General features: G+C 53.3%; 14 protein-coding genes. 12 read left to right on the top strand and 2 right to left on the bottom strand.

Features of this window, described 5'->3' with window-relative positions; translation table 11 throughout:
- Nucleotides 1-45: 45 nt before the first annotated feature.
- Nucleotides 46-1317, bottom strand: a complete 1272-nt coding sequence (locus BBD41_RS09030; protein ID WP_099477341.1) for a chitinase — start codon at nucleotides 1315-1317, stop codon at nucleotides 46-48.
- Nucleotides 1318-1727: 410 nt separating this feature from the next.
- Between BBD41_RS09030 and BBD41_RS09025 the strand changes: the two genes are divergently transcribed.
- The 7 genes from BBD41_RS09025 (at nucleotide 1728) to BBD41_RS08995 (ending at nucleotide 9819) form a co-directional block, all read left to right on the top strand.
- A complete protein-coding gene (locus tag BBD41_RS09025) occupies nucleotides 1728-3080 on the top strand; it encodes an MATE family efflux transporter (RefSeq protein ID WP_099477340.1) in 1353 nt (450 codons plus the stop codon).
- A gap of 683 nt (nucleotides 3081-3763) precedes the next feature.
- Nucleotides 3764-4807: a BMP family protein gene (locus BBD41_RS09020; RefSeq protein WP_099477339.1), complete on the top strand. Its 1044-nt coding sequence runs from the start codon at nucleotides 3764-3766 to the stop codon at nucleotides 4805-4807.
- Between the two features lie 71 nt (nucleotides 4808-4878).
- Nucleotides 4879-6375 carry an ABC transporter ATP-binding protein gene (locus BBD41_RS09015; RefSeq protein WP_099477338.1) on the top strand — a complete coding sequence of 499 codons (1497 nt, stop codon included), beginning with the start codon at nucleotides 4879-4881 and terminating at the stop codon, nucleotides 6373-6375.
- Nucleotides 6372-7439, top strand: a complete 1068-nt coding sequence (locus tag BBD41_RS09010) for an ABC transporter permease (RefSeq protein ID WP_077569504.1) — start codon at nucleotides 6372-6374, stop codon at nucleotides 7437-7439. The genes BBD41_RS09015 and BBD41_RS09010 overlap by 4 nt, the downstream gene beginning before the upstream one ends.
- Nucleotides 7423-8346 (top strand): ABC transporter permease, encoded by a 924-nt coding sequence (locus tag BBD41_RS09005; protein WP_007131269.1) that lies wholly within the window; start codon nucleotides 7423-7425, stop codon nucleotides 8344-8346. Before BBD41_RS09010 ends, BBD41_RS09005 begins: the two co-directional genes overlap by 17 nt.
- 65 nt (nucleotides 8347-8411) lie before the next feature.
- Complete coding sequence (locus tag BBD41_RS09000; protein ID WP_077570636.1) at nucleotides 8412-9086, top strand: sulfite oxidase-like oxidoreductase; 675 nt, start codon at nucleotides 8412-8414, stop codon at nucleotides 9084-9086.
- Nucleotide 9087: 1 nt separating this feature from the next.
- Nucleotides 9088-9819, top strand: a complete 732-nt coding sequence (locus tag BBD41_RS08995; RefSeq protein WP_007131271.1) for a nucleoside phosphorylase — start codon at nucleotides 9088-9090, stop codon at nucleotides 9817-9819.
- 212 nt (nucleotides 9820-10031) lie between these two features.
- On the opposite strand, the gene BBD41_RS08990 is transcribed toward BBD41_RS08995, so the two are convergent.
- A complete protein-coding gene (locus BBD41_RS08990) occupies nucleotides 10032-10502 on the bottom strand; it encodes a DinB family protein (RefSeq protein WP_099477337.1) in 471 nt (156 codons plus the stop codon).
- A gap of 354 nt (nucleotides 10503-10856) precedes the next feature.
- Here BBD41_RS08990 and BBD41_RS08985 point away from each other — a divergent pair, with 354 nt between their 5' ends.
- The 5 genes from BBD41_RS08985 to BBD41_RS08965 all read left to right on the top strand — a co-directional run bounded on the left by BBD41_RS08985 (nucleotide 10857) and on the right by BBD41_RS08965 (nucleotide 15308).
- Nucleotides 10857-11372: a TetR/AcrR family transcriptional regulator gene (locus tag BBD41_RS08985; RefSeq protein WP_077569502.1), complete on the top strand. Its 516-nt coding sequence runs from the start codon at nucleotides 10857-10859 to the stop codon at nucleotides 11370-11372.
- Nucleotides 11373-11871: 499 nt separating this feature from the next.
- On the top strand, nucleotides 11872-12834 hold the full coding sequence (locus tag BBD41_RS08980; protein ID WP_099477336.1) for an NAD-dependent epimerase/dehydratase family protein: 963 nt from the start codon (nucleotides 11872-11874) through the stop codon (nucleotides 12832-12834).
- 587 nt (nucleotides 12835-13421) lie between these two features.
- Nucleotides 13422-13889, top strand: coding sequence for an RNA polymerase sigma factor (locus tag BBD41_RS08975; RefSeq protein ID WP_099477335.1), 468 nt, complete (start codon nucleotides 13422-13424; stop codon nucleotides 13887-13889).
- A complete protein-coding gene (locus BBD41_RS08970; protein ID WP_077569499.1) occupies nucleotides 13886-15091 on the top strand; it encodes a hypothetical protein in 1206 nt (401 codons plus the stop codon). The genes BBD41_RS08975 and BBD41_RS08970 overlap by 4 nt, the downstream gene beginning before the upstream one ends.
- Nucleotides 15092-15110: 19 nt before the next feature.
- Nucleotides 15111-15308, top strand: coding sequence for a hypothetical protein (locus BBD41_RS08965; protein ID WP_077569498.1), 198 nt, complete (start codon nucleotides 15111-15113; stop codon nucleotides 15306-15308).
- The last annotated feature ends 297 nt before the right edge of the window (nucleotides 15309-15605 follow it).

Raw genomic sequence — 15605 nt, 5'->3', positions numbered from 1 at the left:
ATCGAGGTGCTTGTCCGGGTATTATCCCGTCAATGGAGAAGAGGGTTAGAAAGGCTTCATGCCGAGCGTATCCACCTTTTCGCCCGTAATATCGACGCCCATCCGGGCGGTAATATCGCGGTAGTGCCCTGCCCGCCGCTGGACCGGACTTCCTTCGGTTTCACCTAAGTTTGCTTCCAGACCGTTCAAGACGATAATCGTTGTGCCGAAGCCCGGGTCGCCGAGGCCTCTAAATTTATCGAGTGCGGAAGGCTTCCATTTGCCGACCATGACGTCATGGGCCGAAGGCTTCGGATTCTGAGGTGTCATCCAGAATAGAATCGCGGTCATATACCCGATTTTTCCGTCGGCTGCGACAATCTCCGGCTGGTCAAGGAGCACGCTTTTGTCCCCGTAAATGATGGAGCTGAACAGGCCGTAGTTGAAATTCCAGCTGAGCATGATCGGTCCGCGGCCGTAATAACGCTTGCCGGGCGTTCCCGGGTATAGCTCGGCAGACGCAGGATCGACGAAGGCATCCGGATTGGCCCCGGTCCGGCCCGCAATATTCTCATTCCAGAACAGTCCCCAGCGCAGCGGGCCTCCGGGGGCCGTGGCCCAACCGCCGCCCGTCTCATGCGACAGGTTGGCGAGGAAGGCGGCCAGCTCGCGTTTGCGGTCCTTCCGGAAGCCTTCCTTCAGAAACGTACCGCCGTCGATGATAACGGTTTCGATCGGTTTGCTGCGATGCTCCGGAGCGTTGAAGTCCGCCGAACGCAGCACAAGCGACTCGATCCGGGCTTCCTTGTCCAAACGGTGAATTTCCTGGGCTGAAGGGACTCCTTGTCTTGTGCTGATTTTGATCTTCAGATTCGAAACGTCCTCCACCGCAGAAATGAGATTGTCATATGAAAAATAATCCGTTTGGTCAGCCTTATAATATTCTTTCCCTTTGGCGACCTGAAACCACGCTTCCGAGCCGAGTCGGTAAGGAAACAGCTGCTCGAAATCTTCCTCCGAAAGCAATGATTGAACAGCGTCGACGGCCTTCTCCGGTGCATATTCCGGGTCCAGATCATCCCATTCCCGCACGATTTCCTTACGGCTTAGAAAACGGTGTTCACCAACATCCAGCAGGCTGCCTTCATACACTGATTCCTTCCCGGAAGGGGCAACCGTATTGGTATTTTCGGACGGGCTGGACGGCGAAGCTGGGGCATCCGGCACGGAATTGGCAGCGAAAGCTTCAAGCGGAGAGATGAGAAGCGCCGTTCCCAGCACGGCAATCATACTGCGTTGAATCATCTTGGTGGATAACGGATATTTCCACACGGTCATACACATTCTCCTTCGTTCCATAATTTGGATTGATAATCCATTGCCATCATATCTACGGTATGTTGGTTTGTACATAGTCTGTTGCGACTACGAAAGCCAACCGGAGCGCTGCCTCATCCATAGGTAGATTCATATCCTTGCCGATTGCTATGACGTATGGCAGGGAGCATGCTGTGGAATCGGGAGGGATGCCGTCGAAGACGGACAGCTGCCATTCGCAGTCCCCTCCGTCTTCGCGACTAGTTTTTTACCGCAAAAACATTATAATGTTATTATGTCCGCTCCAAATCTATGAATCTATCGCCATGTTTGCGTCACCAGTTTCGATCTCGATTGTTCTTTTCATTTTCCGCAATTCATATATATTTAAGGAATGATAGACATCTTATAGACGAAGAAGGTTAGCTGACATGAGTTTATTTGTGCGCGAGAGCGGGTTTTACCGGCGATTTTTCTGGCTGACGCTTGTGATCGGGATGCAGAACCTGATATCGGTAGGCGTGAATTTATCCGATAATATGATGCTTGGCGGCTACAGTGAAACGGCTTTGTCCGGGGTCGCATTGGCTAACCAGATTCAATTCCTGCTGCATATGCTTGTGATGGGAGCCTGCGAGGGGCTCGTTATTATGTCCTCCCGGTTCTGGGGAGCAAAGCAGATCGATTCGATTAAACAAGCCGCAAGCATCGGCATGCGGATGTCGATCGCACTCGGTCTCATCATGTGGCTGGTGGTATTCTTCTTCCCGCAAGAGGTACTGTCCCTGTTCACGAAGGATGCGAACGTGATCGCCTCCGGTGTCGAGTATTTGGGGATCATGTGCTTCTCCTACATCTTCTTTGCCGTGACCAGCTCGCTGCTTGCCTCGCTGCGGAGCGTGGAGACGGTGAAGATCGGCTTTATCGTGTCGTTATCCACGCTGGTGATTAATATCGTGCTGAATTATATTTTGATCTACGGTCATCTGGGCTTTCCCGAATTGGGCGTTCAGGGGTCGGCCATCGCCACGCTAACGGCGCGAATTCTGGAATGCATCATCGTCTGTTTCTATATCAAGCGGTTTGACCGCAAAATCAGGCTCGCGCTGCGGGATTTCCTGCATATCGACCGGGAGCTGTTCAAGCAGTATATCCGGGTCGGCTCCCCGATTCTGATGTCTAATGCGATCTGGGGGCTGGCCATGGCCGTACAAACCGCAATTCTGGGGCATATGGGGGAATCCGCGATCGCGGCCAATTCCATTGCGAACACGATCTTCCAGATGGTTACGGTCATCATCTACGCTTCAGCCAGCGCGACCGCGGTGCTCATCGGGAAGACGATCGGCGAGGGCATGATGGATAAAATCATTGCTTATGCCAAAACGCTGCAGATTCTGTATGTGTTTCTTGGCCTCGCGACCGGCGTGGTCCTGTTCCTCCTGAAAGGACCCGTCCTTGGCTTCTACTCCATCTCTGAAGAAGCAAAGACGCTTGCCGGACATTTCATGACCGTGCTGTCGATAACGGTCGTCGGCACCGCCTATCAGATGCCGGCCCTGACAGGGATCGTCCGCAGCGGAGGAGACACGCGCTTCGTGCTGTACAACGACTTCATCTTTATGTGGCTCATCGTGCTGCCGTCGTCGGCGCTGTGCGCTTTCGCGTTCGGCATGTCGCCGCTGATTGTATTCATTTGCCTGAAATCGGATCAGATTTTGAAGTGCTTCGTGGCGATCGTGAAGGTCAACCGGTTTAAATGGATACGATCCTTCAGCTCATGATGGATAGAAGGAAACTCTAAGAAAATCAATAAAGCAAAAGGAACCCCGGGTCATAATGGACGACCGACAGAGGTTCCTTTTTTTTAGATGCTGCGTTCACTCCTCCAGCAGGTTTAACGACTGGGCTTTAACCAAGGCCTGCGTTCGGGTCGTCACAACCGAGCTTGCCGTACAGTCTGGATAAATACAAACGGATAATGATCTAATGCTTCACTAAAGACCTTATCTTTTCACTCCGCTCAGCTTCGTCAAGGATTTGGGTTGGTTTTCTATTAAACAATACTTCATCGATGCCCTGCTGGATAATATGGATCGATCCAAAACTCAACATTCACAACACATCGGATTTCTGAGTTTCCAGTGCCTGAGCGTTAAATATCGTTTTTGGTACATCTGGGTCTGAATTTATCTCTGAGGTGTGGTTGAATGCCGGCTATTTAGAAATTAATGCGTTTTCATCCTGCTCCCATGGTAAAAGAGCCTGATCAAATGTTGTCATTTTCCGAACATTATCGACAGTTTTATTGGGCAATGTTCTGTGATATATACAGTTTTCGACCAAAATTTTGCTAAAAAACACATTAAACTACATAAAACGCTAAAATTTTTGCTTTGACATCTGCTTGTCTATACCCTAGGATAATAGTATAAAACGTGCTCACTTAGGAGGATAAGCTCACGACATGAAGAAGACATGGTCCATTCTATTAACACTCATACTCTCCGTTGGACTGCTGGCAGGCTGCGGCAGCAATGATAAGTCAACCGACAAAGGGGCTGCAGCTGGCGGTGCTGAAGGGTCTAAAGATAAGAAACGCATTGCGCTCGTTCTTCCTGAGAAGATCGGCGTGAATCCATTCTTTTCCTTGATGGACGAAGGCTTGAAGAAAGCGGCTGCCGATTTCGACGTGGAAGTGAAGACGATCGAATCGACCGACCCGGCCTCGATCGAGCAAAATCTGCGCACAGCCGTGGCAGAGAAATATGACTTGATCATCACAACCACATTCCAGATGGAGGATGCGCTGAAGAAGGTTGCGCCGGAGAATCCGGACGTACCGTTCGCGATCATTGATACCGTTGTCGACTTACCGAACGTTCGCAGCGTCGGATTCCGCGAGCATGAGGCGGCTTACCTCCTTGGAGCGGCTGCCGGATTGGCAACGAAAACGAACAAGGTCGGCAATGTCGTGGCAGACGATATTCCGATTATGCATAAGTATATCAAGGGGTTTGAGGAAGGCGCGAAATCCGTCAACCCGAATGTCGAAATCTTCGTTAACTTCGTCGGCGGATTTGACGATCCGGCGAAAGCGAAAGAGCTTGCGCTCCTGCAAAATTCCAAAGGCGCGGATTTCGTAGCAGGCATGTCCGCCGTCGGCGACCTGGGTGTATTTGAAGCTGCGAAAGAGAAGGGCTTCTACACGTCCGGCCAAGATACGGACAACACCGGCACCGATCCCGAGCATGTTGTCTTGGCTCAGCTGAAGGGAACGGACGCCGTTGCATACGAGACGGTCAAAGACTTTGTGGAAGGCAAATTTTCCTTTGATGTTCGCGAGTATGGCTTGAAGGAAGGCGGCGTAGGCCTCACTTATGTAACGCATGAGAGCAAAACTCCGCTGAACCCGTTCATTGGACAAGACATTGTAGACCAGCTCAAGGTGATTTCTGACGATATAATCGCTGGGAAAATTAAAGTAACAAACGCATTGGAACAAAACTAGTTCTCACCTGGACCGGCTGCGCATAGGGCAGTCGGTCTTTTATTCAGAAGCGAAAGGAAGGCATAACCGACATGCTACTCCAGATGGACAGTATTACGAAAAAGTATGGCGAGTTTAGCGCAAACCGCGGCATTGATTTTTCGCTGCGCGCAGGTGAAGTTCATGCGATTGTCGGAGAGAATGGTGCAGGTAAAACAACGCTGATGCGGATTTTGTACGGGATGGAGCAGCCGACCTCGGGTACGATTCGTCTGAACGGCAAGGAAGTGTCCTTTGCCAGTCCCCTGGATGCCATACAGAGCGGAATCGGCATGGTGCATCAGCACTTCATGCTGTTTCCTTCCTTTACGATCGCGGAGAACATTGTCATCGGCAACGAACCGGGCGCAGGGGCCGTCTTTGACCGGAAGCAGGCCGTGAAGACGGTGGAAGAGCTATGCGAAACATTCGGGATGAAGGTGGATCCGCAGGCGATCGTAAGCAGCACCGCACCCGGCGTGCAGCAGCGGGTCGAAATTTTAAAGGTACTCTATCAAGGGGCTGACATCATTATCCTGGACGAACCGACGGGGGTTCTCACACCGCTGGAGGTTCAGGAGCTCTTGGAGGCTATCAAACAGCTGTCGAAGCAGGGCAAAAGCTTTATTCTGATCAGTCACAAGCTGAATGAAGTGCTTGATGTCGCCGACCGCATTACCGTCCTTCGGGACGGAGCGGTGACAGGCGTGGTGGATAAGCATGCTACCGACGCGCATGAAATCTCCCGGCTGATGGTCGGACGTGAGCTGCTGGAGCTGGATCGCAAGCCGCTTACGCCTGGCGATAAGGTGCTGGAGGTAACAGACCTTTCGCTGCGCGGCACGAAGGGCAAGCCGGTGCTGGATGCGGTTAGCCTTAGCGTTCGCGCAGGCGAGATCGTAGGAGTAGCGGGCATATCCGGCAACGGACAATCCGAGCTGCTTCAGCTCATCTCGGGTCTGGCCCAGCCGGACGGAGGCCGGATCTCCGTCGCCGGCAAGGACGTTACAGGCAAGGCGCCCAGAGAGATTCGGGAGAGCGGCCTTGCGCACATCCCGGAAGACCGTTACGTGTGGGGGGCCAACCGGACGGCCACGGTGATGGATACCGGACTGATGGGTCACCATCGCCGGCTGCAGAAGAGCGGCTTCCTCAAGCTGAAGGACATCCGTGCCCTCGTTTCGGGATGGGTGCAGAAATTCTCGATTAAGACGGGCTCGCTGGAGACGAGCACGCAGTATTTGTCCGGGGGCAATCTGCAGAAGCTGATTGTCGCCCGCGAGCTGGAGCAGGGCACGCCGTTTCTGATCGCGGCAGAGCCAACGCGCGGCGTCGACATCGGCGCCATGGAGACGATTCACGGCGAGCTGTTGAAACGGCGCGAAGAGGGGACGGGAATTTTGCTCGTGTCCTCCGAGCTGACCGAGATCTTGAAGCTCTCTGACCGGATTCTGGTTATGTATGAAGGCCGAATTGCAGGCGAGCTGTCGGCGAAGGAAGCGACGGAGGAAAAACTGGGACTGCTGATGGCGGGAGGAACATTGCAATGAACAAATGGACAAAATTAACGCTTCCGCTGCTTCAGCCGGTCGCAGCCATTATCGTGGGTCTATTGGCTGGAGCGATTGCAATTATTATTGCCGGAGGCGACATTTTAGAGACGTATGCGGAAATGTGGAAAGGCGCGTTCGGAGGAATGTATTTCTTCACGAATACCCTCTCGCGGGCGACGCCGATCATTCTGATCGGATTAGGCGCGGCGCTTGCCTTCCGCGCGGGCTTCTTTAACCTTGGAGCGGAAGGTCAGATGGTGTTCGGGGCGCTCTGCGCCGCATTGGTCGGATTGTATATGCCTGGACCGGGCTGGCTCGTGTGCATTGCCGCTCTGCTCGCCGGCGTTATCGCAGGCGGATTATGGTCGGTCATGGCCGGATACTTCGATTCGAGATTCGGCGTGAACCTGCTGATCTCAACGCTGCTGCTCAACTATGTGGCCGTATTGTTTGCCGGCTATTTGGTTGCCTACCCGCTGAAGGACCGCTCAGGCTCGGCGGCGATGGCCCAGTCGGAGATGCTTGACAACAGCGTTTGGCTGCCGAAGCTGATCTCGGGCATGCCGCTCCACGTCGGGTTTGTGCTGGCCGTCCTCGCGGCTTTGATCATTTTTGTGGTGCTGAAGCGTACGGTGGTCGGTTATGAAATCCGGATGCTCGGCGGGAACCCGCTGTTCGCCTTGTTCGGCGGGGTGAAGCGCGGGCCGATGATGATCGGCGCCATGTTTGCAAGCGGCGGTCTTGCGGGTCTCGGCGGTGCTGTCGAGATTTTGGGCTCCCAGTATCGTTATATCGACGGCGCATTATCCACGGCGGATTATGCATGGACAGGCATTATGGCAGCGCTGCTGGCCGGATCGAATCCGATCGGCACGCTGATTGCGGCGATCTTTCTGGCCGCGCTGCAGACCGGCGGCATGGGCGTCGAGCGGAATACGGAAGTGCCGCTTGAGGTGGGAGATATCATCCAAGCCGTTCTGATCTTGTTTATTTCCGCCCGATTCACATATAGCTTCCTGAAGCGCAGAAAGGAGAACAAATCCGATGGAACAGCTGTTTGACCTTGCCCTGATTAACTCGGCGCTCCGGGTGCTGACGCCGATTCTGCTCGCAGCCCTCGGCGGCGCCCTCTGCTCGCGCGTCGGATTGTTCAATGTCGGCCTGGAAGGCTTTATGCTGCTGGGTGCGTTCTCCGCAGTGGTTGGGAACTACTACTTCGGCAACGTGTTTTACGCGATATTGTTTGCGATTGCGATTGTATCGATCTTTTCGTTGATATTTGCCTATTTGAGCATAAACCTGCGGGCGAACGTCATCGTCGTCGGGATTGCCATGAATGCGCTGGCGGCCGGGCTTACCACGTTCAGCCTGCGGGCGATTTTCGATGTTAAGGGCGCCTTTTACGACAACACGATGGTCGGGCTGCCGAAATGGAATATCCCCGTCATTGAGGATATTCCCGTGATTGGACCGATTCTGGCGGGATTGACGCCGCTTGTGTACTTGTCATTTTTGATTGCAGGCTTGATGTGGTACTATTTTTATCGCACGAAGAGCGGATTCCGCTTCCTGGCTGCAGGTGAAAATCCGCTGGCGGCCAAGAGCGTTGGGATTCGGGTAGCCCGTTATCAATACGGCGCCGTACTGGCTAGCGGCGTGCTGTGCGCGCTTGCGGGTGCGCAGCTGTCGCTTGGACAAGTGACGATGTTTACGGAAGGCATGACCGCCGGTCGCGGCTTCATCGCCCTGGTTGCCACAATGCTGGGCCAATCCGGTCCGCTTGGCGTAACGGCGGCAAGTCTGCTGTTCGGGTTCATGGATGCGCTCAGCATCCGGTTCCAGGGACTGGCGCTGCCGACGCATTTCACGCAAATGCTGCCGTATGTCGTTACGATCCTGGCGATGTTCTTCTTCAAGGATAAGAGCTTCCAGAAGGATGCGCTGAAGCAGGGCTCGAGCTCGCGATAAGCCCGGTGCCCCGGTAATCTTTCGGAAGTGGACCCGAGACTTTGCATAAGGAGATGAACGAAAAGGTGCACAAGAAAGCGGAACGTTTGAAAAAAATGAAGCCGGTCGCGGCCGGCAACCTGACCGAGGAGCAGCGAGCCAAGCTGCCTCCCGGACAGACGCTGACCGAGAAGTTCCCCATTTTGCATGAAGGGGAGGTACCGGTTTATGACATGTCTGCATGGACGCTGCGGGTATTCGGCGAAGTCGAGGAGGAGCGGACATTTTCGTATGAGGATATTATGGCGATGAAGACGGTAACGCTCCAAACCGATATTCACTGCGTCACGCGCTGGTCGAAATTCGATACGGTGTGGGAAGGGGTGCTGTTTCGGGATTTCCTGAAGGAGCTGAAGGTCAAGCCGGAAGCCAAGTACGTAATGTTCCATGCGGATCCGGACTATGACACGAACGTGCCGATCGAGGATCTGCTCCGGGACGATGTGCTGCTTGCATACCGCTTCAACGGGGAGCCCCTGACGGACAAGCATGGCTGGCCGCTGCGCACGGTCGTGCCGCATCGGTATTTCTGGAAGAGCGCAAAGTGGCTGCGCGGCATTGAGTTTATGGCGGAGGACCGGCCGGGCTTTTGGGAACGCAACGGCTTTCATAATGAAGCCGATCCGTTCAAGGAGCAGCGGTTTAGCGGCGAAGCGCTGGATATACCGGAAGACGAATGGACACGTAAGGAGTTTGATTGATATGTTGATGCCGATATTGCAAGTGAACTCGGAGGATATTCCCGAATTCGTCGTGGTCTGCGGCGATCCGAAGCGCGCGGAAGTCATCTCCCGCAAGCTGGAAGGCGCGCGCGAGCTGGCGTTCAGCCGCGAGTACCGGACCTTCGTAGGGACGTACGAAGGCGTGGAGCTGGCCGTGACGAGCCACGGCGTCGGCTGCCCGGGGGCGGCCGTCTGCTTCGAGGAGCTGATTCGCGCCGGTGCGAAGACGCTGATCCGCGTTGGCACCGCCGGCTCCTACCGGGCGGATACGCCGGCGGGGAGCCTGGTCGTCAGCACTGCGGCGATCCGCACGGACGGGCTGACGAAGCAGCTGGTGCCGGAAGGCTTCCCGGCTGTGGCGGATAGTGCGGTCGCGGAGGCGCTGTACGAATCCGCGCTCTCGTTAGGCGAGGGCGTCGTCCGCAAAGGGATGACGGTGACGCTGGATGTATTCTTTAACGGGGTGGAGGAATTCCCCCATCCGAAATATAAGGCGGCCGGCGCGCTCGGCGTAGAGATGGAAATCTCGGCGCTTTATGTAGTGGCCGCCCTCCGCGGCGTCCGCGCCGGTGCGATCGTGGCGATCGACGGCTTCGCGGACGCGGATCTCGCGGCGGAGTATGATCCGAACACGAATGTCGTGTCGGATGCCGTGGAGCGCGAGATTCACGCGGCCTTGATGGCCGTTGCGAAGCTGGCCAAGCAAGGGTGATGGATAAAAGCCGGTTATTCCCGAGACGTGGGAATAACCGGCTTTTTGGCGGGGCGCGAGAGCGCTTTGCGGCGCCCCCGCGGGGCCTGACAAGTCCCGAAAAGGGACTTGCAGCCCGGAAAAGGGCGCCCGCGAGGCCAACAAAAGGGACTTGCAGCCATCAACCCAGGACACCACCTTGCCAGCCCTGGCCGCTTTTCTAGATTCACACCTTATGCTCTAGGCGGTTGAACAATGAAAAACGGTATCTTTTCAATGCCGACCGATCTGGCGTAAGTAAACAGTTGTCCCTTGTGGTGGATCTCATGATCGACCATGTTGCCAAGCCAGACGGAGCCGGGGGCCACGAAGCCGTTAAAATCCAGCGGCTGCTCCAAGTGGGCTTCCGTCAGCTCGGCAAAGCCTTGTTCCGTAGCCTTGGTTGAGGCTTGAACGATCTTCCGGATATCACCGATCGATTCGAAGGCTGTCGGGAACGTTGGCGGGGAGAAGGCCCCGTGCTTGATCGATTGCAGGAACATATCGGAAGACGCGGCCATGTGGACAATCAATTTTCCTAATGTCATAGCATTCGGCCAAGGCTTATATTCCAGCTGCTCGTCCCGTACTTCTTCAAGCAGCTGTTGCAGCACACCCCGATGACGGAGCCATCGCTTTAACTGTTGTTCGGTTTCCAAGTACATTTCAAAAGTTCCTCCTCATTTGTCATAGTAATGATTCGAGCTGCTACTGTTATCCCACCTTTGTTCCGCAACTGTCTGTCTAAGGAGCATTGGGGTTTAAGCATTGCGTAATAGTAAGTAACATTCGATAGCGCGCATGAATTTCCTTTATTTAGGTGTGGTTACATAGCAAATTTAAAAGTGAAATATTTGAGTAGCGATTCCCCTTGCTTGGATCTCGTTCTCAAGCTGCAACCTTACCCAATGGAAAATCATGAAAAATAACTGTTGCAATTGGAGGTTCATTCGCATATACTGATTTCAGTTAGTAATTGGTCAATTAATAATAATTAACTTCTGAAAGGAGTGATCCGTATGCCGCGCGAAGCCTCCGCGAACCGACGTCAGGATATTGTTGCAGCAGCAATCGAGGTGTTTGCAGAGATCGGCTATTATCGTGCGACAACCGCACAGGTTGCCGAACGTGCAGCCATATCGCAGCCCTACGTGTACCGTTTTTTCACCAAGGAATCGCTGCTGGTCGAAGCGCTGGCCGTATCTTGGAAGCGGATTGTTCAGGCCTTCCGACAGGTCATTGATTCGGCGCCGCCCCAGGAGCTCGAAGAGGGATTGATCCGTGCTTACGAGGAGATCATGCTTGCTCATCGAAGTGAAATCTTACTGCAGATGCAGGCACAAACGATCTCGGATGCGCCTGTTCGAGCAGCGATGCAGCAGGGAATGGGCGAGGTAAAGGAGCTGGTGGAGAATGCCTTCATCCATGCCGGATTTCAGGATGCGGAAGTGAGAGTCTCCAATTTCCTTGCAAGGGGAATGCTCTGCAATGCCGCAATGGCCATGGACATGCCGAGCATCATGCCGAAGCGTTAGGATTGCCGATGGCACCGGGAAAGGGTAAAGGTGAGTGCAGCCCCAGCGCTTTGCACCATGGAGGCATCAAAAGCGTCGAGCCGCAAGGTCTGACATAATTGCGTGAGAGCAAGCTACGTTCACCGCGAATGCGCTCCTGTACAGTGGGAGCACCAAGTTAGGTTCACCCGGAATGCGCGCCCCGTACAGTGAGAGCAAGCTACGTTCACCGCGATGCGCACCCTGCACAGTAGGAGTACCAAACTCATTCGTCGTTAATGCACACCCTGTACAGCGAGAGTCCTAAGCTTGCCTCGCCGCGAATGCCTTCCCCTTATCGGGAGGGGCGCCCCCGGATTGCAGCAACAGCTTTATCGGAGAGCACAGCGAACCGCAGGTCACGTCTGCCCAACTATAGTGTAAGAGCACTGTTTTTTCAGTCATTTGGAGTTCGGCATTATTTTTTTGAACATTAGTAATTGGTCAATCAATAACAACACGACAAAGGAGATGTTTGATTATGAAAAAAGCGATTGTTCTGGGTGCAACGGGCGGAGTAGGAAATCCACTGACAGCCGAATTGGTCAAAAGAGGAATCGAAACGATTGCCTTCGGCAGATCGATGACCAAGTTGAATGCGCTCGCCGAGGAGCTCGGCCGCTCCCCATTATTGAAGCTTCGCACAGGGGATGCCTTTAATTCGGAGGACATCATTCAGGCGGCCGAAGGCGCGGATGTCATTTTTCACAGCGCGAATATTCCGTATCACGAGATGGAATCGAGGCTGCTTCCACTTGGGGAATCCGTGATGAAGGCTGCGCAGCGGATGAATGCAAGAGTGGTGGTCGTGGACGGTATTTATCCCTATGGGCGACGCAGGATGGAAAGAGCGACGGAGGAGCATCCGAAGCGGCCGCATACCCGAAAAGGCAAAACAAGGCTCGCTTATGAGGAGCTTTTGTTTTCGGCACGTTGGAAACCGCGTACCCGCCCTTTGATCGCCCGGTTACCGGATTATTACGGACCCTCCGCGCAAGCTTCTTATCTATCCGTGACGATGGAGGCTATCGCAGCAGGCAAACCTACGGCCTTCATCGGGAATATGACGGTTCCCCGCGAATATGTCTACTTGCCGGATGCGGCCCGGATGATTTTGGATATCGCCGTTCAGGAGGAGGCTTACGGGCAAAACTGGCACATTCCCGGTCCTGGTGTCATTTCAGGCCGCGAACTGGTATGCATCGCTCAGGAGGCGAGCGGAAGCCGCAAAGCCGTCATACCGCTGGGACGCATCGGGTTATCCCTGATCGGCCTGTTCAATCCCGTAATGAAGGAGGTCGTGGAGATGCTGTATCTTACGGAAGAGCCGCTCGTGCTGAGCGGGGAAAAATACGAGCGCTTCATCGGACCTTTATCTTGGACGCCGCATGAAAAAGCGATTAAGGAGACCATTCAGCGGCTGATGCAGAAGCAGGGAGAGTGAACGCATTGTACGAATAATATGCATTGTACGCATTGTACGAATAGCAAGCTTATAGCATACGCGTAATGTATACCCATTTTTATTTTCATTAATAGTAATTGATCAATCAATAATACTAAGGATAATGAACTTATGAACTTATGAACTTTATGCGCTTAGCCTGTTCACCTATTCACTTATTCACCTACTACTTGACTCTAAAAAGGAGGTGATGCGAATGGCCAAACTTCAATTGAAGTTTGTGGACGGCGTACTGGCCGCCATCATTCTGCTGTCAATGCTTAGCTGGTGGGATTAAGACGCTACAAAGGCAGCAGTCTATTACAAATCATTGAAAAGGAGGCTTGGATCTATGAATGAAGATTTACGTTCCGCCTGGGCATCGAAGCATACGCTTTGGCTCGGAATTGCCGCTATCTTGTTGGTACTGTTCTCTATCTGGGATTAGTGTGAAAAAATGCTTGCGCGCTGGCCGAAGGGCTGGCGTGTTTTTTTTTCAAAAAAATATTTAAAATCCATCCATCAGTTGCAGTCGCTCAAACGTTATATTAACAAGAAAGACGAAAACGGAAGATATGAGGTCGGCTATGGACGTAAATGAGCTGTACGAAAATTTGAAGGAGGATGTCCGGCGCTATGCCCGGTCGGTCGCAAAGCACGCGTACGAAGCTGACGATCTGGTGCAGGACGCCTTCATCAAGGCGATGAAGGAGCCGCAGCTGGCACAGTGGCCGCTCCACAAGCAGAAGGCTTGGTTTTTCAGGGTCATCAAGAATCGTCTGATCGACATTACCCGCCGGGAAAAACGGCTGCTTCCCTGGGATGATGATCTGGATGCCACATTGCTGTCCGTGCCGAACCTTGATATGGAGACCACGGAATGGCTGGGCCGCCTGCCGCAGTCCCAAAGCGATATTGTGTTTAAGCGCTACTGGCTCGGCATGTCCAGTCAAGAGATCGGTGACCAGCTTGGGCTGCCAGCCGCCACGGTCCGTTACAAGCTGCAGGCTGCCATCAAGAAATTAAGAACCTATTGGGAGGAAGATATGAAATGAGCAGAATTATTGGCAATGTGGGTATGCTGGATCTTACGGAGGCAACTGAGGAAAGCGTGAAAAACATTGAACGGATCGACAATGTGGGCATGGTGCTGTACCGGGCAGAGACCGCCCATCTGCTGGCACTGCTCACGAACGCCGGCAATATCGGCAAAACGCTGGAGATTCCCAGAGGCTACCGCTTTTTTAAAGGCACTTTGAGACTGAACGCCGAGTATTTTAAGCACAAGCAGCCGGAGAACGTATTTACTTATGGCACGGTGATCATTGATCGGGATGTCAGCCTTGAAGCTTTTGAGCATAGCGGGCTGCATATGGCAGTTAGGGGCGAGGTGTATGTTCCGAAGCATTTGGAGGGAGCCGTCACCGCATCGCTGCTCAAAATGGATGGAGCGGAAGCGAGCATTCAAGCTTATCAATCCGAGCTGCGGTTCGAGTCCGGGAAATTCCGGCTGACCAACGCTTATTTGTCTTCGCTTAAGGAGCCCAGGTATCTGGTCGTAAACGGCGTCCTTGAATTAGAGAAGGATTTGGACATGGAACAATTCGCCGCCCGGCTTGAAACGCTCCATGTGAACGGCATGGCGATGATCCATGAGGAGCAGAGCCCCTATTTCTATGACAAAATGAAGTCGATCAACGGCCAGGTAAAAGTAATTCCTGCAGGGTTCGAGCATGTCACGAAAACGCTGAGACTGAACGCCCGAACGATTCGCCGATTCGCGGACCGTAAATTATATACCAAGCATCCCATCGTGCTTGATGCCGACGTGACAAGGGAGGCGTTCAGCCGCGCGATCGCCGGAATTCAATCGTCCTCGATCGTGATTTGCAGCGAAGATATCGAGGATCTGGTCTGGGAACGCTGTCCGGATGTGAATACGGAAATCGTCAGCTATGAGCAGGCGTTCGTATTCGTAGAAGGAGAGGAAGTCTGGTCGAAGGAGCAATTGCTTGCCTTAAAGGAGCCGGCCAGCTTCATCGTAGAAGGAACGCTGATCCTGGAAGACGACGTTACGGAGGATGTATTGGAGGCTAAGCTTCATTCCCTGGATCTGTTCGGGAAAGTGATGATCGCGGAAAAAAGAATTAAAGGTGTTTTATACCCTTACCTTCGGAGCATGAGTGGCAGTATTATAGTGAAGGGGACGGAGGAGAAGTTTGCAGGTATCGGTAATGTCGGAATGTTGTCGCTATAAAAGAAATGAGGAAGATAAAATGAATATCAATAATGAAGATATTGCCATCCAGCATGTGAACGATCTCCGCCAGGAACTCGAACGATGCAGGTTGGCTCAACAAACGAAAGCCAGCCGTAGTGAAGCTGCAGCGGCTGCCGCAGGCAGCGCGAAGACTGCAGGCAAATGGAAGGCTTTGCTGGATACCATCATGATGATGGGAAGACGATTACTATAATTAAAGTGCGTGTTCAAAAAGTCGGTTTTTCAGCACCGAGAAGGTTGGATGAAGGTAGGGACTGAGGAGCGGAGCGTACGTTTTGGGTACGTGAGCACCGGAAGGCCCGGCTGAATTCAAGATTCGATGCCGAGTTACTTCTTGACGCACTTCGTGATCAAAAGACGATTTTTTGAACAACCTCTTAAAGTCATCCATTGGATGGATCGCCGGTGCCAAGAAAGTGGCACCGGCGATTTTTAATTTGAGCGAGGCTGCCGTGTCAACAGGCAGTGGCAAAGTGACGGCGAGAGCATA

The organism is Paenibacillus ihbetae (genome assembly GCF_002741055.1).
In the GTDB taxonomy this organism is placed as follows: Bacteria; Bacillota; Bacilli; order Paenibacillales; family Paenibacillaceae; genus Paenibacillus_AQ; species Paenibacillus_AQ ihbetae.
This window is presented reverse-complemented; position numbering and strand designations above follow the sequence as displayed.